General features: G+C 40.1%; 17 protein-coding genes. 5 read left to right on the forward strand and 12 right to left on the reverse strand.

Features of this window, described 5'->3' with window-relative positions; translation table 11 throughout:
• Positions 1-6: 6 nt before the first annotated feature.
• Positions 7-615 carry a hypothetical protein gene (locus tag CTY48_RS04160; protein WP_099467250.1) on the forward strand — a complete coding sequence of 203 codons (609 nt, stop codon included), beginning with the start codon at positions 7-9 and terminating at the stop codon, positions 613-615.
• Positions 616-723: 108 nt separating this feature from the next.
• On the opposite strand, the gene CTY48_RS04165 is transcribed toward CTY48_RS04160, so the two are convergent.
• The 4 genes from CTY48_RS04165 to spoIIID form a co-directional block, all read right to left on the reverse strand.
• On the reverse strand, positions 724-1,791 hold the full coding sequence (locus tag CTY48_RS04165; protein WP_099467251.1) for a hypothetical protein: 1,068 nt from the start codon (positions 1,789-1,791) through the stop codon (positions 724-726).
• Positions 1,792-2,006: 215 nt separating this feature from the next.
• Entirely contained in the window at positions 2,007-3,536 is a 1,530-nt protein-coding gene (gene guaA / locus CTY48_RS04170) for a glutamine-hydrolyzing GMP synthase (protein ID WP_180272646.1), read from the reverse strand.
• Between the two features lie 197 nt (positions 3,537-3,733).
• Positions 3,734-5,071 carry an MATE family efflux transporter gene (locus CTY48_RS04175; RefSeq protein WP_099467253.1) on the reverse strand — a complete coding sequence of 446 codons (1,338 nt, stop codon included), beginning with the start codon at positions 5,069-5,071 and terminating at the stop codon, positions 3,734-3,736.
• A gap of 108 nt (positions 5,072-5,179) precedes the next feature.
• Positions 5,180-5,446 (reverse strand): sporulation transcriptional regulator SpoIIID, encoded by a 267-nt coding sequence (gene spoIIID / locus CTY48_RS04180; RefSeq protein ID WP_099467254.1) that lies wholly within the window; start codon positions 5,444-5,446, stop codon positions 5,180-5,182.
• A 233-nt stretch (positions 5,447-5,679) separates the two neighbouring features.
• On the opposite strand from spoIIID, the gene CTY48_RS04185 reads away from it, so the two are divergent.
• On the forward strand, positions 5,680-6,600 hold the full coding sequence (locus CTY48_RS04185) for an ArsR/SmtB family transcription factor (RefSeq protein WP_099467255.1): 921 nt from the start codon (positions 5,680-5,682) through the stop codon (positions 6,598-6,600).
• A gap of 38 nt (positions 6,601-6,638) precedes the next feature.
• Here CTY48_RS04185 and CTY48_RS04190 read toward each other — a convergent pair whose 3' ends face one another.
• The 7 genes from CTY48_RS04190 to CTY48_RS04220 all read right to left on the reverse strand — a co-directional run bounded on the left by CTY48_RS04190 (position 6,639) and on the right by CTY48_RS04220 (position 16,485).
• Entirely contained in the window at positions 6,639-7,436 is a 798-nt protein-coding gene (locus CTY48_RS04190; RefSeq protein ID WP_099467256.1) for a discoidin/SUN/FTP domain-containing protein, read from the reverse strand.
• 37 nt (positions 7,437-7,473) lie between these two features.
• Positions 7,474-8,607: a glycoside hydrolase family 88 protein gene (locus CTY48_RS04195; RefSeq protein ID WP_099467257.1), complete on the reverse strand. Its 1,134-nt coding sequence runs from the start codon at positions 8,605-8,607 to the stop codon at positions 7,474-7,476.
• Positions 8,585-10,315 (reverse strand): DUF2264 domain-containing protein, encoded by a 1,731-nt coding sequence (locus tag CTY48_RS04200; RefSeq protein ID WP_099467258.1) that lies wholly within the window; start codon positions 10,313-10,315, stop codon positions 8,585-8,587. The genes CTY48_RS04195 and CTY48_RS04200 overlap by 23 nt, the downstream gene beginning before the upstream one ends.
• 13 nt (positions 10,316-10,328) lie before the next feature.
• Positions 10,329-11,249, reverse strand: coding sequence for a carbohydrate ABC transporter permease (locus CTY48_RS04205; RefSeq protein WP_236354724.1), 921 nt, complete (start codon positions 11,247-11,249; stop codon positions 10,329-10,331).
• 13 nt (positions 11,250-11,262) lie between these two features.
• Positions 11,263-12,213: an ABC transporter permease gene (locus tag CTY48_RS04210; protein WP_099467259.1), complete on the reverse strand. Its 951-nt coding sequence runs from the start codon at positions 12,211-12,213 to the stop codon at positions 11,263-11,265.
• A gap of 67 nt (positions 12,214-12,280) precedes the next feature.
• Positions 12,281-13,978: a type 2 periplasmic-binding domain-containing protein gene (locus CTY48_RS04215; protein WP_099467260.1), complete on the reverse strand. Its 1,698-nt coding sequence runs from the start codon at positions 13,976-13,978 to the stop codon at positions 12,281-12,283.
• 254 nt (positions 13,979-14,232) lie between these two features.
• Positions 14,233-16,485, reverse strand: coding sequence for a helix-turn-helix domain-containing protein (locus tag CTY48_RS04220; RefSeq protein WP_180272631.1), 2,253 nt, complete (start codon positions 16,483-16,485; stop codon positions 14,233-14,235).
• A 201-nt stretch (positions 16,486-16,686) separates the two neighbouring features.
• Here CTY48_RS04220 and CTY48_RS04225 point away from each other — a divergent pair, with 201 nt between their 5' ends.
• The 3 genes from CTY48_RS04225 to CTY48_RS04235 all read left to right on the forward strand — a co-directional run bounded on the left by CTY48_RS04225 (position 16,687) and on the right by CTY48_RS04235 (position 20,317).
• Positions 16,687-17,445: a sialate O-acetylesterase gene (locus tag CTY48_RS04225; RefSeq protein WP_099467262.1), complete on the forward strand. Its 759-nt coding sequence runs from the start codon at positions 16,687-16,689 to the stop codon at positions 17,443-17,445.
• Between the two features lie 190 nt (positions 17,446-17,635).
• Positions 17,636-18,619 (forward strand): DUF4474 domain-containing protein, encoded by a 984-nt coding sequence (locus CTY48_RS04230; RefSeq protein ID WP_180272632.1) that lies wholly within the window; start codon positions 17,636-17,638, stop codon positions 18,617-18,619.
• A gap of 297 nt (positions 18,620-18,916) precedes the next feature.
• Positions 18,917-20,317, forward strand: a complete 1,401-nt coding sequence (locus CTY48_RS04235) for an aldehyde dehydrogenase (RefSeq protein ID WP_099467264.1) — start codon at positions 18,917-18,919, stop codon at positions 20,315-20,317.
• Positions 20,318-20,348: 31 nt separating this feature from the next.
• Here the strand turns inward: CTY48_RS04235 and CTY48_RS04240 are convergent, their stop codons facing one another.
• Positions 20,349-20,795 carry a hypothetical protein gene (locus tag CTY48_RS04240; RefSeq protein WP_099467265.1) on the reverse strand — a complete coding sequence of 149 codons (447 nt, stop codon included), beginning with the start codon at positions 20,793-20,795 and terminating at the stop codon, positions 20,349-20,351.
• Position 20,796 lies beyond the last annotated feature (1 nt).

A 20,796-nucleotide genomic window follows, 5' to 3' on the forward strand; every position in this document is an offset into this window, starting at 1 on the left:
TTTACCATGACATACGACGAAATGCTTGAAATAATTGAAAATTTACCTTTTGACCAAATGACTAAAGTTTATTTCAATGGTTATGAGACAATTTTAGTATACAGACCAAGTGCTCTTTCAGAACGATTTAAACATTATGATATTAAAACTAATTTTCAAATCTATTTACAAATTGGTGATGATAAACCTTTTAGACCAAATCATCTTCGCTTACTTATTGACCTTAAATTAAGATCCCGTGAATACCCTAAGTATAACAATAAACTCTTACTTGCTTTTGATAAAATTTTTTATGGTGAAGATCCGCTCAAATGTATATCAAGCCTAAAAAAATATGCATATGTTCAGCATATCAATCCCATCGACATTACAGCCGTTCTTGCTCAATTATTTATTATAGAGCAAGATATTGGTTATGGCAGACGAAGTACGTTTGACCCACCTTCTCTATATATTCAAGGTTGGATAAGAACATTTATTGACGCAAACCAAGAAATTGACCAAATTGTATATCGAATTAGCCGGAACACTCCACCTGCTATCAAATATACGTGTAAAGATAATAAGAATCACAAATATTATAACCCATCTGCTCAACCTTTATGGTACAAATAAGTTTTAAAGAATAGCAAGGAGAACAAACCTTGCTATTTTTTACCGATATTTTCTCCACCCCTCATAATACTCATCCACCTGTATCCAAGCCATTCTTAAAATTATTTTTCAATATTCTTTTTCAATCCTATTCTGCCCGAACGTATATATACCATTTGATAACTTAAACTCATTCATAATTTCAATACTTCTATTATCTTGTTGTACTGTAATGACAATTATATATGATCCAGGTTCTAACTTCACATCATTGAGCAAATATTGATACTTCCAATACAATATCTCTCCACTAAGTACTTGTGCCGATCCAATTTCATTTCCTTCGTCATTTTTTGCACTTATATGCTTTGTTTCTTTTGCAAATAACAATTCACTCTTGTCTATGTTATCTTCAACAAAAGAATTAACCAAATCACTATTTCCAACAGACACTTTAAGACTAACGAAATTTTCATCCGATTTATTAATTAAAGTTATTATTCCATCACTTTCATAATTCACTTCAAGATGCGCAACTTTATGCTGTAAAATAACAAATGTGAATATTAAAAAGCAAGTTAAAACCCAAGTACCAATTCTTTTGAAAAATATTATAATCTTACCAAATTGGATTTTTTTCTTTTTTAGTTGAGGTATAAAAATAAATATTCCTACTATACATAATACCATTACTGCTCCCACATAAACATACTTAAATGGTGCTTCATACAAATATATCGAAACTGGAATTACCAATAGAATAATAAAAACTAGCACCTCAATTAAAAATTTAAAATCTGATATCAAACGGAAATATCTTTTATCTGATAACGTATCATACTCTTCATACTTTTCATCCAATATATTATAACGTTTTAAATCCCCAATAATAAACCATATAATTTCAAAGAAAATTACAACAGTAGCCCCTAATGGCGCTAAAAACAATATCCACATATAAATATAATATAAATGTCCACTTTCAGGCCATATATTAATTACATTTCTTGTCATTTTATATAATATGGTACATATCGTACTCAAGATGGCAACTATTGCAATAATCGTTCCCAATCGAATCGAACGTCTATTTTCCTTCTTGTCTTGTATTTCTTTCTCTTTTACTGTTGTATCATCATTTTGGATTGTCTTGCAATTTTTTCTTTTTTCCACTTTTTCCTTTGTCCTATTTTTCATATTTCTCAATCACCTTTGAGTAATCGATATTCCTCCATTCTTTTTTCACGCCTGAAAATATTCAATATCATTTGAATCAGGGTTTGGATCACACCTCTATATCCATACAACCTATGGCACGATTATTGTATCTCCAATTTATATTTTTAACATCATAGGATAAAACAAATGCTCTAATATACTTTTAAAACAAGCATTTTAGAGCATTTTGTCCACTATTCAAACTCAATCGTACTAGGCGGTTTCCCCGTACAATCATAAAGCACACGATTAACCCCTTTCACCTCATTCACAATCCTGCTAGTCACCTTCCCAAGCACGTCCCAAGGAAGCTCCGCACTCTCCGCTGTCATAAAGTCGGAGGTAGTTACCGCTCTTAAAGCAATCGCATAATCATACGTTCTCTCATCGCCCATAACACCAACGCTTCTCATATTGGTCAGCGCTGCAAAATACTGTCCAAGTCCCTTATCAACTCCGGCGTTCGCAATCTCTTCTCTGTAAATCGCGTCTGCCTCCTGAACCATTTTCACCTTTTCCGGTGTTACAGCCCCGATAATACGAATTCCAAGTCCAGGACCTGGGAATGGTTGTCTATATACTAAATAATCTGGAATTCCAAGCTCTAATCCAGCTTTTCTTACCTCATCTTTAAATAAATCGCGAAGTGGCTCAATAATTTCTTTAAAATCTACATAATCAGGAAGTCCGCCTACATTATGGTGGCTCTTAATCACCGCTGATTTTCCAAGTCCACTCTCAATGACATCCGGATAAATTGTTCCCTGTACCAAGAAATCCACGACACCAATCTTCTTTGCCTCATCCTCGAATACACGGATAAATTCCTCACCGATGATTTTTCTCTTCGTCTCAGGATCCTCGACACCGTCTAATTTTGCATAAAATCTATCTTGAGCGTTTACGCGGATAAAATTCAAATCATATGGGCCATCCGGTCCAAATACTGCCTCAACCTCGTCGCCCTCATTTTTTCTGAGAAGTCCGTGGTCAACAAATACGCAGGTAAGCTGCTTACCTACTGCCTTCGCAAGCATAACAGCTGCAACGGAGGAATCAACACCGCCGGACAGTGCACAAAGAACCTTTCCATCTCCAACCTTGGCACGAATTGCTTCAATTGCATTATCTACAAAGGAGTCCATTTTCCAGTCACCAGCACAATCACACACTTTAAATAGGAAGTTAGAAAGCATTTTAATACCTTCCTGTGTGTGCATAACCTCAGGGTGGAACTGAGTTGCATAAAGTTTTTTCTCAGGAAGCTCCATTGCTGCCACCGGGCATACCGGTGTTGTAGCGGTTATGGTAAAGCCTTCTGGTGCTTTTTCGATATAATCGGTATGGCTCATCCAGCAAACTGTCTTTTCTGCCACATCGCCGAATAAAAGGGAGCTTTTGTCTATCGTCACTTCTGTTTTGCCGTACTCACTTACGGGAGCGGTCTTTACGCTGCCGCCAAGGGCATATGCCATAAGCTGTGAGCCATAGCAGATTCCGAGAATTGGAATTCCAAGCTCAAAGATTGCCTTTTCATAGCGCGGTGAATCCTCACCATATACGCTGTTTGGTCCTCCGGTAAAAATAATTCCCTTCGGATTTAATTCTTTAATTTTTTCTAAACTTATATTGTAAGAATGAACTTCACAATATACATTACATTCTCTTACACGTCTTGCAATGAGCTGATTGTACTGACCACCAAAGTCGAGTACCAATACCATTTCTCTTCCCACAAGTGCTTCCTCCTATTTATTCTAATTCGTTTCTACCATTATATGATAAGCATGTCTTATTGACAAGCCATAAAATGCATAATAATTAATAAATCCGACACAAAATTATGCCAGAATTGCCGTTTCTTGTAATAAAGCTACGGTATCAGAACATTGAAGTCAAAACAAGATGACGCAGCCAGCCTCTATGCCGTTTGAACCGGTCGCCTCTCCTTCAAGCTTTTTCCGTAGATAAAACGCACGGTAAAGCAAATAGCACGGAACAGCCAGTCCACTGTCATAGCAATCCAGATTCCCTTCACTCCAAGCCCGAAGTATTGTCCGAGAACATAGCTAAACGCAATACGCCATGTCCACATAGAAATAATTGCAATTACCATCGTAAACTTTACATCGTTTGCGGCACGCAGGGCATTCGGCAATGTAAAGGATGCCGGCCAGATAATCATACAGCAAATGCTGTGATACATGATAATCCATCTTGTCACCGAGGCGGTTTCCGTCGACAGGCTAAACCACGATACAATAAACGGGGTTGCGGCTAAAATAAGTAAATTAAGTGCTCCCATAATGACATAGGATGCCGATAGAAGCTGCTTGGTGTACTTTCTCGCCTGCTTGTAGTCATTTGCTCCGACGCACTGACCCACAACCGTTATAAGGGCTAGTCCCATCGCAGAGCCAGGTAGACAGGCAAACGCCGCTATCGTATTGGAAACTGCGTTCGCTGCTATTGCAACCGAACCAAAGCTTGTCGTAAGGCTTAGTACAAGGATTTTTCCCACCTGAAACATACCATTTTCCAAGCTGTTTGGAACGCCGATGGCGAGAATTCTTCTTATTAGATTCCGGTCAAACCGTAAAATTACCCGCCTTGCATAGTGTACCGGATTCTTCTCGTTTCGAAGGAGAACGTACATAATGACAGCTGCCACGGCTCGCGATATCGTCGCGGACCATGCAACACCTGCTGCACCCATCGAGAAGCCATAGATAAAAATGACATTACCCACTATATTTATAATATTCATCACCAGGGAAACGTACATGGAAATCTTCGAATTTCCCATTGCACGAAAAAGAGCCGCACTGGAATTATAAATCGCCAAAAACGGATAGGATAATGCCGTAATCAAAAAATATGCCACAGCATTATCCATTATTGATTGATCCACATTGCCGAATACCAGCCTTAATATGGTACTATTGCCGATTAGGGCAAATGCCATAATGATGATTGAGATGATGCCTCCCGCCAAAAGAAGCTGATCAGCCGCTTCGCAGGCCCTTTCCTTATTCTTTTGTCCAATATATTGTGCCACGACTACAGCACCGCCCGTCGCAAGCGAGGCAAACACGGTAATGAGCAAAATATTAATACTATCTACCAAGGATACGCCGGATACTGCGCTTTCTCCGGCGCCGGAAACCATAATCGTACCTACCATTCCTACTGTTACTGCTAATAGCTGCTCAATAATAAGCGGAACTATTAATCTGACTAAATCTTTCCTCGAAAACATATCTATTCCTTCTTTTGTTTTTTATATATATTACCTTCGTCTATCATACCACAAATTATGTAAAGTTTAAGTGGTTCTTTTGCTTTTTTTAAATTATTTTACAAAAACTCAATAACTCTTATGATAGCCTTGGTGCAGGTATTTTTCTTTTGTCGCCAATCCACCTCTGATATGCCGCTCCGACTTATTGATGTCAAGAACTTTTCTCGCCTGTTTTGCCAATGCCGGATTGATATTTACCAGACGCTCCGTCACGTCCTTATGTACCGTAGACTTGCTAATGCTAAACTGCTTTGCCGTCTGCCTCACTGTCGCATTGTTGCTGATGATATAATTGGCAATGTCCACTGCTCTCTCTTCAATATATCCTTTCAAAAAAATCCCTCTGCTTCATGTGTTTTTACATTGTATGCGGCTGTTTAGAAGGTTAGTACACAAGGTTATCATTTCGTTTTCATACTGTTACAATTCTCTCAGTTCTTCATTGACTTATTATCTTGATAAAGATATAATATACTAAATTATCTTATATTTTTTGTGACATTTCACAAAGATTGGGGAATTATTTATACAGGTTGTTCATTTTACACCATAGAATGGGGGAAATTATGTTACACATTAAATCATTAGATGAAGGCTTAACTATATTCAAAGCACTTGGTTCCGATATTCGAATTGAAATCATTAAACTTTTGCTGGAAAATATAAACATGAATATGAATGAGCTGGCTTCCAAGCTCAATATTACAAACGGCGCTCTCACCAGCCATATCAAAAAGCTGGAAGACTGCGGTATTATTACTATTTCCAGTGAATCAACCGGACACGGAAACCAGAAAATCTGCAATGTTCATTTAGATAAAATTCTCATTGAGCTCGATTCCGATGAGACCCCTGGCAATATATATGAAACCAATATCTGTGTCGGTCACTATTCCGATTACAGCGTATATCCTACCTGTGGAATCGCTTCCTATGATGCTTTGATCGGGCAGGTAGATGACCCACGTTATTTTTCTCATTCTGACCGCTATGACGCAGGCATTTTATGGCTCACACACGGCTACGTGGAATATGTGATTCCAAATTTGATTCCTGCTTCGCAGAAAATTGATCAAATCAGCCTTTCCGTGGAATTAAGCTCCGAAGCTCCGGGAAGCAATGACGACTGGCCAAGTGACATTCATTTCCACATTAACGACAAATGCATCGGAACATGGACAAGCCCCGGTGATTTTGGTGATAAAAAAGGAATCTTCAACCCTGACTGGTGGTATCCGGGCTGGAACCAATACGGCTTGTTAAAGCTATTGGTCATCAATAAGGAAGGTACTTTTATTGACGGAATCAAAATTTCTGATGTCACCATACAAGATTTCCATTTGGATTATAAGAGCTCTATCCGCTTTAAATTTGAAGTGCCGGAGAATTCCGAGCACGTTGGCGGTCTTACCATATACGGAAAAAACTTTGGAAATTACAATCAAGATATCAATGTGAGAATTCATTATAGTCCTATCTCATCATAATAAAGCAGCCAAGTCCCTCCGCGAGGGACTTGGCTGCTTTATTGCTCTGCCTCATTTCCATAAACCTCAATCTGCGTCAATGCCGGAAACGGCGAAGGATGCTCTGATTTTATTAAATTGCATAATTTAATCCGCTCTATTCCTTTTCTCACGATAAAAAATTCATGTGGCTTTGCGCTTTTCTCCATTTTTACAGCCTCTGAAGAATGATCGGAAAACTCAAAGGTTGCCTGCGTCCACCAATTATCATGTGGAAAATCTGCCCTTGTATATAATACAATCCTGTCAATATCTACGGCTCTTCCAAAATCTATGACCAGCTCTGCATCGTCTTGTCTGTTAATTCCCCATGATGCAAAAGGCCAGCTTCCATGATAAGTATTGGCAATGACTCCGTCAATGGCGTTTCGAACCGCAAACACAGCTTCACCTCTTGTCTCAACATTTGCAAATGCGTGTGGATAGCAGCCTGTGTCTTCATGCTGGTCCACTACATTGAGAGCCAGATTTTTATAGCCGTTAATCTCATACTCTTTTGCTTTTCTGCAAGTTAGGTAATGGAGATCACCGCTAAAAGCTTTTGGATTATAGGAAGTCTTTTTTTCCTCAAAAGGAATCGTGTACACCCACTCTTTGTCTTTCATGAAAACATAGGCTTCCTCTAATGTGTCATCTATTCGAATCACATAAAATTCCATTGCTTTGGGGAGCGTTACCGCAATTTTATCTCCCTTTTCATAAACTCCGTTATAAATAAGAACGCTCTGTTCCTCTCCAACTGCTTCAGCCTTCACCAGACCGTCCTTATCTATAATTCTAATCTGAAGTGATTTCAATTTATCTCCTCCATTATTTAAGAATTGCTGTCTCTTTTTACCAAATCATAAAATCCTTTTCCATAAATCGAAGTAATAGCTCAACAAAATAGTAATCACCGTAAATAATCGGTACCTCTCTGTCACTTTCTCTGTCATATCTTGCTGAACCCTTTTGCAATATGCCGTCTGTCTCGATATCAAAGTCGACAAACCCTTCTGACATACCTTGAAGCATCCGATAGGCAGACTGCACATATAAATCTTTTTCATGTTCACTGACATATGCGGACAGCTCCAGCAGCCCGCATGCCGCACAGGCAGTCGCTGTTGTGTCATAATAAAGAGGTTCCTTCGGTGCCCTGAAGTCCAGCAGCGATACATATCCGGTCAGGGCTGCATTGGAAATAAAATAATGCGCTGCCTTTTTTGCGGCATCCAAATATGCTGTCTCTTTTGTATAGCGATAGGCAAGTGTCATCCCGTAAATTGACCATGCCTGTCCTCTGGACCATGAGGAACCTTTTTCAAAGCCCTGTCCCTTCGGATTATCCAGAAATTCGCCTGTATTTTCATCCATCTCCGCAATATGGTTGCAGGAACCGTCTTGCCGCAATAAATAATTCATTGCCGTCCTTGTATGCTGCTTTGCAATCATCGCAAACCTTGGGTCGCCCTCCTCCTCTGAAGCCCAATAGAGAAGCGGCAGGTTCATAAGGCAGTCAATAATCAGACTGCTGGAAGCAGGGGCATTCCATGCCCTTATAAACTTACCTTCTATATTAAATCTGGAAGCGAGGAGGGATGCCGCTATAAGCCCCCTGCACCTTGACTGTTCATCTCCTGTCAGACGATAATTTGCAACTGCCGAAGGCAGCCACAAAAATCCTAAATCATGGTCGAGCTTTTCGTAATTTGCCAGAGCGGTATCCAGCCTCTTTTCCACATTGACAGCCTTTTCCTTAAACTCTGTCTTATTTGTTGCATGGTACATCTGCCACATGATGCCTGCCCAAAAACCGTTTGTCCACCAATTGATTGATGTTTCTGCCATATCTGTATATCTTCCGTCTGTCGGTATGTAGGGGATTTTATCGCCAATCCGCCGGCATTCTGCCGTTAGCTTCTTCTCAACTCTTTCATATACCTCTATGACATACTTCTTTTGCTCATCTTTTAACTTGTAACTCATAGCAATCTCCTTTCCCTATTACAACCAAGCCTTCTTTCATCTCTGTCATAACATGAGCCTCCACTTCCTGCTCACCCTCTTTTATCTCATAGACAACAGAAGGTATCTGGGTCAACGGAAAGATTAGATTCGTATTCGGAAGTGCCCTGATTGCTTTTCCGGCGCCAAACTCTGATGTAATCAGGCTATAGCCGTTTTCATCATATATCTTGGCACTATGTCCGTCTACTTTTACGGCCGCATTATTTCCGAAAGGATAGGAAAAACCACATTCATAGGCAACGCAAGCGAACCTGCTTTTAATGTTATGCTTTCTTATGTGCCCTTTCTCTGTCGGAATAAGTGTCGTCTCTACTGTTATTCCGTCAACCGGACTCCATTTTGAGTAGACAGCAGTTTCCTCAACTTTATATTCCAAGCACTTCCTTCTGACATAAATCATGCCGTTGCATTGAAATGCCAGCATACTGTCCGGGGCACAATCCTCCACGGACAGATTGGAGCGGGGCACGGAAAATCCAAGCCTTGAGGAATATGCAAATTTAGAATATTTTGCCGGTGCATGCGTATGTTCCACTGTTGGGTACTGTCCCGCCGTCAATGCTGACACCTCTCCTTTTCTGTGCTGGATCAGCATATCACATTCCTTAACCCTTTTAATGGCTGCAAGCGGCGGGAGCTCCTCCTCTTCTGCTTTCCAAAAAGTATGATCATCCGAAAGGCTGAGGCACAAAAATGCCTTTAGTGCCCAGTAGGGGGAAGACGGAGAGTTATATCCTTCTGACATAATCAGGTTTGGATAGGTATATCCGACCGTTAATAACCCTGCATAATCAAAGATTGGCTGCTTCATCCAATATCTGAAATGCCTTGCGATTATTCCTTTTACAACACCCAGATAAGGGCATTCTTCTCCCACTACCGCTGCAAATACACTCCAGAATGCCACCTGAGCAAAACGATAGGTCTGGCTTCTTCCAAAAGGAAGAGCCTTTCCCTCATCATCAAACCAATACAGAAAGGTTTCGGCAAACTTTTTTGCTCTCTCCTTGTATTGTGTACAGTGTTCTTTATCCTCCTCCATAAACTTGGCATAAAGAAGGCAGTAGAAATGAATACCAAAGGATACATAGTAATCCTTCTGTGGTCTGACGCCATCCGAATACCAGCCGTTTCCGAGATAAAACTGCTCATAACGTTCAATTCCGTACTGCATTCTTTCCTCGCTATACGGCATTCCACATTTTTTTAATGCCACATTTGTGATTACATTGAAAAAATTCCAGTTATTATCCGGCTGTGTATAGTTATTAATCTGATACAGCCATTTTGCCACATTTTCTTTCTCGTTTTTCTTTAATTGTTCCCACACCGCTTCCGGTGTCATTATAAGGTTCAGACTGATTGCTGCCATTTCGACCATACGCTGGTCATTATCGGAAAGGTCTCCCCAATATTCTTTGCTTTCGGGATTTGTTCCGCTAATGAGAGCGCTTTTATAAATATTTCTGAATTCCTCTTCTTTTCCACCGCCTACCCAGTAAGGAGTCAGTCCCCAGAGTATTCTGGATATCCCTTCCATCTTGGCAATTTTCATTCCATAGCCGGCGGCAAAGGCGCCCAAATCCAATTCTGCTTTTCCGTCTGAATAATACTTTTTCAGCGGCTCTATCATTTGTAATAAATATCCTTGTAATTCTTCTTTCATGCCAGTCTCCTACCTATCCCTTTACAGCTCCTATCGTAACACCTTTTACAAAATACTTCTGAATAAACGGATAAATAATCAGTACCGGTATCATACTCACAACAATAAGGGCATATTTGATAACGCCTGCCAATTGAGAAATTTTTTCCTGCAAGACAGGGTCTTGAACAGTGGACGGGTCAATATCGCCTGCTATTAAAATTTCTTTTAGGAAAATGGTCAACGGGAACAAATCCCTGTCATTTAAGTAAATCATGGCATTAAAGTATGTATTCCAGTGCGCAACACCGTAAAATAATACCAAAACGGCAATCACTGCTTTTGACAGCGGAAGCACCACGCTGAGAAAATAGCGGATATCACTGCAGCCGTCTATCTGGGATGCCTCCAGCAATTCTTGCGGCACATTGTTTTGGATAAAGGTCTTTGCCACAATCATATTATATACACTAAGAGCACCCGGAAGCAGCAGAGCCCATCTTGTATTGAGCAGACCCAGATTTCCCATAAGAAGATAATTTGTTATAATACCGCCGTTGAAAAACATCGTAAACGTAAAGAACAGCATAATCCAGTTTCTTCCTATCAAATCATTTCTTGAAAGGGCATATGCGGCAATCAGCGTTATAAAAATATTAATTGCCGTACCGAAAACCGTATAAAACATGGAATTAAAAAATCCAAGCCAAATACTGCTGTTTTTAAACACCGCCTCATAACCGCTTATATTAAATTCAACCGGAAGAAGAAATACTTTTCCCGACTGGACTGCCGACCCGGACGATAAAGAGGCGGAGAGTACAAAAATACAAGGGTACAATACCAACAGAAAAAATATTGTTAATACAGTACCGGATAAAATATAAAATATTTTATCCTTGTAGCTTAGACATATAAATTTATTTAATTTTGCTTTCATTCTATCACCACTCATTTCTTAAATTCTCTTAGAAAATTCCTGAACCGCTTATTTTTTTTGCAATTTTATTGACGCTGACTAGAAGTGTAAAGTTAATCACCGAGTTAAACATACTGATAGCCGCAGACAGTGAAAAATCCGTGACACCGCTCGCCAATCCGACCTTATATACATAAGTAGAGATAATTTCACTGTAATTTAGGTTTAGGTCATTTTGCATGAGCAGCACCTTTTCAAAGCCGATATTCATTACATTTCCGGCTGCCAATATCAATAGTATGGTTGCGGTCGGAAGGATACCCGGAAAATCAACATATAAAATTCTTTGAAATCTGCTTGCACCGTCAATCATCGCCGCCTCGTGCAAAGATTGGTCGATATTGGAGAGTGCCGCAATATAAATAACCGCGCTGTAGCCTGTCGTCTGCCATACCGCCGACCATACAAAAATATGCTTAAACAGCGGTCCGCTTGCCAAAATATTCGGTGCCATCTCTCCTGTAAAGAGACTAAACAGACTTCCGTAAATTCCGGTTCTGTAATTTAAAAGCTGGGTAAGCAAACCTACCATAATAACGGTGGAAATAAAATAAGGCACATAGGTTACGGTCTGAATTGTTTTTGCATAGCGCTTTAGCGGAAAGGCATTGAGCAGCAGTGCGAAAATCAATGGAATCGGAAACGTAATAAAGAGGCTGTAAAAAGATATGGTAAGGGTATTTTTAAGCACCTGTGTAAATTTATAGGAGTGGAAAAACTCAATAAAATTATCAAGTCCTACCCATTCACTGCCAAAAATTCCGTCGCGGACATTGTAGTCTTTAAAGGCAATGACCAAGCCTCCCATCGGTACATAAGCAAATATAATAATGTAAATAGCCGGAATAATAAGTAAAAGGTAAATCTGCCATCTGGCAAGAATTCTCTTTTTTAAGTCTACCTTGGGAGCGGTTAGTTTTTGTGTTGAATTTATTTTCATCTTGAATCCTTTCCTTTATTGAAAGATAGGTCAGATTTTGTTTCATCTGACCTATCAAACTGTAACATTATTTCTGCTCGCGGTCGTATGCAGCCTGTGCATTGGCAAGCCATGTATCCAATCCCATGTTCTGCAGGTCACTTACATAAGTATCCCACTCACTGATCGGCCTTGCACCCGTTATAAACTGTGCCATACTCTGGCTTACATAGGTTGAAATATTTACAATCGCTTCAGACTGAGACTGTGCTTCTTCACTTGTATAAATTAAAGACGGCAATATTTTCTCAGGATGAGCCTCATAATTATAGTTATAGTTATCCGCATAGAAATAGGAAGACTTTAATGTTGAATCATATTCCTTGGCATAAGCCCATGTATTTCCGTCATCCGCACTTGCATATCTAGGATTGATATCTCTCCAGAACTTATTATTATTCTTGCTCCAGATATCATCAATAACTAGAAGACTTGGCTTCTCATAAATTCCTGCTTCAATATAGGCATTGGAGTACAGCGGATTAAGCAGCTCTGTTTCGTCTTTGCTCCAGTCTACTCCCTCTTCGCCGTATCTTGTTATATTAGAAATATCACTGCTGTAAAATAAATCACCCAGCTTCAATGCCAGCTCAGGATTTTCACAGCTTGCGGTAATAAACCAGATTGGTGACGGATTGTATTCCATATACGGTGAATATGCAATCCCGTTAGGTCCTTGAAGCGGCTTTAACATCTCATATTCCTGACCGTTTATATTTTTATCAAAATCATTCCATCTGGACAGAGAGCCCGTACTCAGAGATCCAACCAAATTAGAGCCTTCGTTATTTAATACTGACATAAACTGAGTCTTATCATCCGTAAAAACAGAAGCAGGCAACAAGCCTTCAGCGCACAGCTTGTTCATATAAATAAGCCCTTCCTTCCATCCTTCCTGAATAAACGGTGCAATAACGGTCTGTCCGTCGTCATCTAATGTAAGAACTGCATTTGTAACAGTTGACGCCGGATAGTAAATAAAGGAGTTCATAAGAGGAATCGTAATGTTTTCTCCGTATGTACCCGCTGAAAATCCATAGGCTGCTATCTCATCCTTTGTACCGTTTCCGTTTGGATCATTCTCGGCAAATGCTTTGAGCACCTCATAGTACTCATCCGTTGTTGTCGGCATAGAAAGATTTAACTTTTCAAGCCATTTATTGTTGATAAACATTCTAAACGGCGTCATATTCCAAGTTTGCGGTTCAAATATTGTTAAACTGTAAATATTTCCGTCTGCACTTGTGGATGCACGAAGCATAGATGCTTTGTCTTCTTCTGACTGAATCGCATTAAAATTCGGTGCCTTCTCAGGGTCGTTAATCCAATCATTTAACGGAATAAAAACACCTTTACTTCCATATTCCAAAATTGATTCCGGGGTTAACGTTCCGGAACAGATTACATCCGGCATATTTTGTTTGGACGCAACCATCAGGGCAATCTGTGTCTTTGCTTCCTCTGCGTCTGCTGATAAAAACTGGAATTCAATATCAATCCCCAAATCCTCCTCCAGCTTTTTCGTCAGGTAGTTCTCCTCGTAGTCTGTAATAAAACTGTTGGTCTGCAATGCGATTGTAAGTGTTTCCTTACCTGCCTCACTGCCCGCAGCAGCATTTCCATTGCTGTCTCCCTCTTGATTTTTGCTTCCGCATGCTGTAAATGATGTGAGCAGCATCGCAGTCGTCAGCAAGAGAGCAACTACTTTTGATTTGTTTCGTTTCATATTTAGAAACCTCCTCCAAGATTTATTTAATTTGACGAGCCGTTATCGGCTTTGTCCGGTTCATCATATAATATCGCTAATTCTAAGTATACACTCACTTTCTACTATCACTGCTAAAGCACCGGATTCTTCTGTCTCACTTTTTTCAGACTGTCTCATTTCGTAAGATAGTGCCTGTTTACCATGGGTAATTCCAAAGAACTTTCTCATGATATTAAAATAACCCATGCCGCAGCTATGGGTTATTAGGATGCTTATTTTTCCAGCTCCATCATATTCTTTTTATAAACACTCGGCGAAACCCCGGTATGCTTTTTAAAGACTCGGTAAAAAGTATTTACCGCTCCAAAGCCGGACTCCTCGGCAATTTTTTCATTGCTCCATGCTGTGTTCAGCAGGCATTGTTTGGAATAGGCAATTCTATGCTCATCAATATATGCTGAGAAGGTTTTTCCGGTATGCTCCTTTAAAAAAGTGGATAAATACTTTTCAGAAATTCCAACCTCGCTGCTTACAACATCCGCCGTTAAATCCATTCTCCGGTAATTCTCTTCCAAATATTTGATAATCCGGTCTCTCAGTTCAAGATTCTTACTTTTTTTATTTTCCTCTATCCGCTCACATATTCCGTAAATAGATTGTTCAAGTATATCCAGAAACTGAATAAGCGAATGATTTTGCTGGTATTTCGGAAGTTTAAGTTCTTCCTTTGGTATAAAGGTTAATTGCTGGGTTGCCGCATAATAGGCAAAACTGATTGCATGGTATATTTCTTCTTTGTGAAACTCATATCTTTCCTTATGAACAACACATTCTTCTTTCGCCTCTTCAAACATTTTCTCAATTTCTTTTTTCCCGCTGCAAAGTATCAGTTCATACAGCTTGTTTAAGAAGCTCATATTAAAGCAACCTTTATCCGAATCATTGATGTATTGATAAAATTGTACAAAGCTTGTATTCATGTTTTTATAAGCATGAACCGTCTGTCTTGCCTGTGCATAAGCCACATTAATATTACTTATCTCTCTTTCCTTCTGGCTTAGTCCCACCAGACAAAGCACATCCGACTCCTTTGTTATCTCCTCCTGCATAGCCAGAAAAATCTTTCGAAGAGTCTCATTATCCATATGGTCCAGAGCAGGAATCAACAGAATTTCCGTATTGGACATCGAACGGACATGAAGAAATTCTTTTAAAAAATCCTGCTTTAGCAATTCAATTGCCAAAACCAGTGCCCTTTGCCCTTTATCTTCATCCATTTCACTATGAATTTGAAGATATGCCACATAGTAGCCTTCCTTTACGAGCGGAAACTTGTCGATAAATTTTTTCTCATCCTCTCTTTTATAAAAACCTTTAATAAAAATATTCTCGAGCTCTATCGCTTGTTTTTGAGTATCTGCCAGCAATATTTTGGTTTCCAGTTCATCCTTTACGGATACCAGTTTAAGAAGTGATTCTCTCACATAATCAAACTCATTTTTCTTTCCTGTACTGCCGTTTCCAAGACGCTCTGCCTCCTTCACCATATCACGAATCGGCATATACCAGTGAAGCGAAAATGCAATCGTCAAAATAAGTGCGACAAGCAGACCAATTCCCGCATAGATAAGCAAAAAGAAAATAATGTCTTCCATTTGATTATTTATTTGGGACATCGGAAGTCCGACTGTTATGTTCAAGCCCTTTTTCATATTAATATAGTTCAAGAGCTTTAATGTCCCTGCGTCGGTCTTTAAAAATTCGCTTTCCTGTATTTCACCGATTTTATCGGCTCCTTCTCCATAGTTGACAATAATATTATCAGATGAATCGGCTATTTTTATGACGCCCTCATTTAAACTCTCTTTGCTTAACAGCGTTTCCGCCAACTGCTTCGGATCAATGATAAAGGCTATGACTGCCTTGTTTGTTGTAAGATTCTCCCCCGCCTCTATGGAATCTACATATAAAACCGCATCCTTTGTTATCACCTCTTTATTGGTAACATTATATTTTAATTGTTCGACATAGACAAACGGGCTTGTCCTCTCCCTGTCAAAAAGTATCTGTTTGAATTCTGCCGCTGTCATGCCCTCCACTTCAAAAAATTTGCCATAGTACTGCATAAAATCATCACTCACCTGATTCGTCGAGACGAATGCATCATTACTATGGAAAAGAACAAAAAACATAGGAGAAAAATCGTAGATACAATGTATGTCAAACATTTGATTTGCCAAATACTTCAAATTTAAAACCTTATCTGCTGGTATCTGACCCTCGCTTTTTTTGAGCAAAATCATATTCTGGTCCTCACTGAGCATTGAGGATACCATATTCATCTTGTCAATATTATCTTCCAGTTCTGTGATTCCGGTTTCTATTTTCTGCACATTCGTTGAAATCGTATAATCACGGATATGCTTATATGCCATAAACGCAAAGGGGATACAGCCCAATACAACAAGAAAAGCAATTAATAAGTATCGCAGCATGAACCTCTTAAAAATTTTTGTTTCATTCATCTCTGACTCCATTTCACCTTGGTAATTATGTACAATTATCCAATTTATTTGCGCCTTTCATTATATCATTCACACAACAGGGTGTCAATTCCGCAGAAATACTGTGCATAAATCATAACGGTATTACATTACGTCGTTTCTGTGCTATAATATTGATTGATTTTATACCAACCCAACACTCACCCGCGAAAGGAAAATACCATGAAGACAATCGATTTAGTACTTTTTATGGGACAAAGCAACATGGCAGGAAGAGGAAATGCGCAGGAAGCTCCTGCTGTACCAAGCGGATACGGATACGAGTTTCGTGCCGTCAGCGATTCTTCTATGTTATATGATATCACAGAGCCATTTGGCGTTAATGAAAACAAGATAAACGGTATTGATGAGCCTCATATGAAAACAGGCTCTTTGGTTTCTGCTTTTGTCAATGCTTATTATGAAGCCACAAGCATTCCGATTGTTGGAGTCTCTGCTTCCAAGGGAGGTTCCTCCATAAACGAATGGCAGCCCGGCGGAAACTATTTGACAGATGCCATAGAGAGGCTTAACGCAGCAAAAGAATTTTTATTACAAAACAATTATCAGATCAGAAAAACCTTTATGGTCTGGTGTCAAGGCGAGACAGACGGTGATAACGCGATGCCTGAGGCAGAATATAAAACCAAGCTGAAAGCCATGCTCGATACAATGCTCCAAACTCATGTGGAAATCTGTTTTTTAATCCGAATCGGCAACCATCGGGACGACTCTCAAAAGTATGTTCCTATTCAAAACGCACAAACAGATTTTTGCAACTCCTATAAAAAAGCAGTTTTAGTTTCAACCAAGTTTGATACCATGGCGGCTCTCCATATGATGAAGGACCCTTTTCATTATAAGCAGGATGCATACAATACAGTAGGACAGGAAGCCGGGGAAAATACTGCTTCCTACCTAATAAAGATGTACGATAATTAATTTTTCTTAAATTCTTATTTACCGGTCACATTTTCCCTTCTCATGAATATACTAGACTATAGCTTACTAGCACTATGCCAATCGGCTGCTGGTAGGCTTTCCCATGCTTAATGCAGCGAACTATTTGCTGTTTTAGGCATGGCATTTGATACCTTCCTCCAAACCTATGAAATGCAGAAAGGAAATAGCAATGACCATCTGGTATATTATGTCAACCTGTATCTTTTTTATATTGTCATTTGGTATAGCGATATTACTCCGGGTAAAAAAGAAAAAGCCCTCGTCTTCCCCTGACGCCTTGCCCGAAGAATCCGCTGTCTTAAATGTCATACGTGATTCGACGGGCTTTTTTTATTCCCAAAAACACGACTTTTTCCACTCCTCCAAGGAAGCACCTCAGTACCAATTTGGCTGCTGCCAGCTCTATGATGACACCATGCCGTTAATCGGAATGATTGTAGACTGCGAGCCAATCACTTTTGATTTTGATAACAGGCATTGGCTGATTGAATTTTGGAAAGGACAATATTTGGCGGCAACCGGCTGCCAAATTGGCATATACAGCACCGAGCACGAAGCCATCAAAGCTCCCGGATTTCAGGGGATGTTTTATAAAAGCCTCTCCGATGAGCAATGCCGCATCGTATCTTATACCCTAAAGCGAAAAAATAAGGTATTGTTTCACGAAAGCCCTGGATTTTGCTTTGCGTCAGGCTTAAAGCCGGGAAGGTATTCAAGCCCCTCTGCCTTGGCACTAAAAGTAAAACTTACCTTCTTAAATAAAAAGCTGCTGCTTGCTTTTATTGGCGGACTAAAAGCTGCTGGTTACAGCAAAAACGAATATTCCTACCATTTTAAAACTGTCACAGTACATTTTACAAAGCCGCACACAACGCAGCCTGCCTCAAGGACTCGCGTGCAGGAGGCGATTATCCGTCAGGCAAACTATGCCAGTTGCCTGAAATTCACCCAGCTCACCGCCAATCTCTCCGGTGTGCCTAAAAAACTTGAGGCTATAAGCAACTTAGACAAGGAGCTATATGAAAAGGTGATGAAGTCTCTCTACTCTAAGGACCTGTACAGCGGATATGAATTAATCAGCCCTATTTTGCGGAAACTAGAAGAATACACAGCTACCGAAGCAGTCTCCCCACAGGAAATCTCGGACACCTAAATTGTAATAATCTTATGTTTGTATTTTAGACAAAACCTGTTTATAATTTGATTATAAGATTGAGGCGGCAAAAGTCTCAAAAGTGCCAAAAACGTCAAAAATGCCAAAAGCACCGAAGGTGTATTCTGATATAAAATATGGATGGGGAAGCTTGCTTACCCAGCAATATTTTATAATAGAATGAAGTGCAAAGCACCTTTTGGCATCATAGGTAAATCAAGCACGAAGCACCTTTGGACATCTCAATCCAAACGCAACCGTAAATACACCTTTTTGAAATAGATAGAGGATATGCTTATGAATTATAATGAAATTACGACCGAGGAAGCTCTGGACATTTTCAACGAATGTCAGCGTTTCTTCCGCACAGAAAAGACTTATTCCATATCCTTTCGTATTGCCCAGCTTGTCAAGCTGAAGAAGGCAATTCGAAGATATGAAAGCTCCATCATGAGAGCACTTTACAAAGATTTAGGGAAATCCAACTTTGAATCCTATGCAACCGAGGTAGGCTTTACACAAAAAAGTATCAGCGAGGCAATCAAAAACCTGAAAACCTGGTCGAAGGATGTTCCTGTCAAAACACCGTTTTACCTTATGCCCGCAAGGAGCAGAAAGGTTTATGAGCCTTACGGCACGGTGCTTATCATGGCACCCTTCAACTATCCGTTCCAGCTTTTGATTGAGCCGCTGGTCGGTGCTATTTGTGCAGGTAACTGCGCTGTTTTAAAGCCATCTGAACTTACGCCTTGGACCTCCATGGTTGTAGCAAAAATGATTTCTGAGATTTTTCATCCCGGCTACATTTGCTGCGTGGAGGGTGGCATTAATACAAATCAGGCATTGTTAAAAGTTCCTTTCCACTATATTTTCTTCACCGGAAGTATTCCGGTCGGAAAAATTGTGATGGAGCATGCAGCAAAGCATCTGACTCCTGTTACTTTGGAGCTTGGAGGAAAAAGTCCGGTTATCGTTGATGAGGCCGCAAACATCAAATGGGCAGCAAGCCGGATTGCATGGGGAAAATTTCTCAATGTAGGGCAAACCTGCATTGCGCCTGATTATGTACTGGTGCATTCCTCTGTCAAAGATAATCTTGTTGAGGAGCTTAAAAAGTCCATTCTCCGCTTTTACGGTGAAGATGCAAAATCAAGCGCCTCCTATGGCAGAATCGTAAATGACAGACACTTTGAACGGCTCTCCGGTATCCTTAAAGCAGATGAGGAATATTTGATTTACGGCGGTGCACAAGATGCCAAAATCAAGTATATTGAGCCTACCTTACTGGAAATTTCCGACCTCTCCGCAGCATGCATGAAGGAGGAGCTGTTTGGACCGCTTCTTCCGATTATTACCTATGAGACGATTGAGGAGGCAAAGGAGATTATTCAGACTATGCCGACACCTCTTGCCCTGTATCTCTTTACCTGCAGCAAGCAGACCAGAAACGACATTGTAAGGCATATCGCCTCAGGCGGTATCTGCATCAATGACACGATCGAGCACATCGTAAATCCGGAGCTTCCGTTTGGTGGCGTCGGAAGCTCCGGAATGGGGTCTTATCACGGAAAGCAGAGCTTTCTTACCTTTTCCCATGAAAAGAGTGTGCTGACCAGAATTGGAAGCATTGAAATGAAATTTTTAAGCCCGCCTTACACCAACGGCGCCCTGCGGCTTTTGAAAAAGGTACTGCACTAGGAGTTTTTAGAAGCTCCCGGTGCGGCCCGCGTTACATTTTCTTAGAGTAGTAGAAGCGTGCAGCCAAAAATATACCAGACTGGAGGAGCAGGACAGCAAGTGCGATATAGGACTCTGTAATGCTCCCCATCATACTGAAAATAAAAACCATTCCGGCTAACATAATCCCTGTTGCGATATTGGATATCGTATATGCAATTCTCAGTATCTGAACATTTCTTTCATCCTTCGCGCTGATTTCCTTCTCCTTCAATTTTTCTGGTGAAGAATGCTTTTGAGTAAACAGCCTTATCGCGCTGACTGCTGCAATCGCGCTTCCAAATCCGGTGAGCATTCCCATAAGACGGGTTTCTGCGTGTGCTGTCTCCGGCAGATAAAGTGCCCTCACAATTCCAAATACCGCCAGTAGTAAGCCTATTACAATTGCTCCTCCAAGATATTTTGCATTCTGGTTAAAACCTCTTAGTTTACATAACATA

Source organism: Konateibacter massiliensis, assembly GCF_900184995.1.
Lineage (GTDB): Bacteria > Bacillota > Clostridia > Lachnospirales > Lachnospiraceae > Lachnotalea > Lachnotalea massiliensis.

Excerpts from the sequence above, each read along its gene's own strand:
- CTY48_RS04175 (WP_099467253.1), bottom strand. The coding sequence starts at position 5,071 with ATGTTTTCGAGGAAAGATTTAGTCAGATTAATAGTTCCGCTTATTATT.
- CTY48_RS04230 (WP_180272632.1), top strand. The coding sequence starts at position 17,636 with ATGACCATCTGGTATATTATGTCAACCTGTATCTTTTTTATATTGTCA.
- CTY48_RS04240 (WP_099467265.1), bottom strand. The coding sequence starts at position 20,795 with ATGTTATGTAAACTAAGAGGTTTTAACCAGAATGCAAAATATCTTGGA.
- CTY48_RS04160 (WP_099467250.1), top strand. The coding sequence starts at position 7 with ATGACATACGACGAAATGCTTGAAATAATTGAAAATTTACCTTTTGAC.
- CTY48_RS04165 (WP_099467251.1), bottom strand. The coding sequence starts at position 1,791 with ATGAAAAATAGGACAAAGGAAAAAGTGGAAAAAAGAAAAAATTGCAAG.
- CTY48_RS04195 (WP_099467257.1), bottom strand. The coding sequence starts at position 8,607 with ATGAGTTACAAGTTAAAAGATGAGCAAAAGAAGTATGTCATAGAGGTA.
- CTY48_RS04215 (WP_099467260.1), bottom strand. The coding sequence starts at position 13,978 with ATGAAACGAAACAAATCAAAAGTAGTTGCTCTCTTGCTGACGACTGCG.
- CTY48_RS04210 (WP_099467259.1), bottom strand. The coding sequence starts at position 12,213 with ATGAAAATAAATTCAACACAAAAACTAACCGCTCCCAAGGTAGACTTA.
- CTY48_RS04235 (WP_099467264.1), top strand. The coding sequence starts at position 18,917 with ATGAATTATAATGAAATTACGACCGAGGAAGCTCTGGACATTTTCAAC.
- guaA (WP_180272646.1), bottom strand. The coding sequence starts at position 3,536 with ATGGTATTGGTACTCGACTTTGGTGGTCAGTACAATCAGCTCATTGCA.
- CTY48_RS04185 (WP_099467255.1), top strand. The coding sequence starts at position 5,680 with ATGTTACACATTAAATCATTAGATGAAGGCTTAACTATATTCAAAGCA.
- CTY48_RS04200 (WP_099467258.1), bottom strand. The coding sequence starts at position 10,315 with ATGAAAGAAGAATTACAAGGATATTTATTACAAATGATAGAGCCGCTG.
- CTY48_RS04220 (WP_180272631.1), bottom strand. The coding sequence starts at position 16,485 with ATGAATGAAACAAAAATTTTTAAGAGGTTCATGCTGCGATACTTATTA.
- CTY48_RS04225 (WP_099467262.1), top strand. The coding sequence starts at position 16,687 with ATGAAGACAATCGATTTAGTACTTTTTATGGGACAAAGCAACATGGCA.
- CTY48_RS04205 (WP_236354724.1), bottom strand. The coding sequence starts at position 11,249 with ATGAGTGGTGATAGAATGAAAGCAAAATTAAATAAATTTATATGTCTA.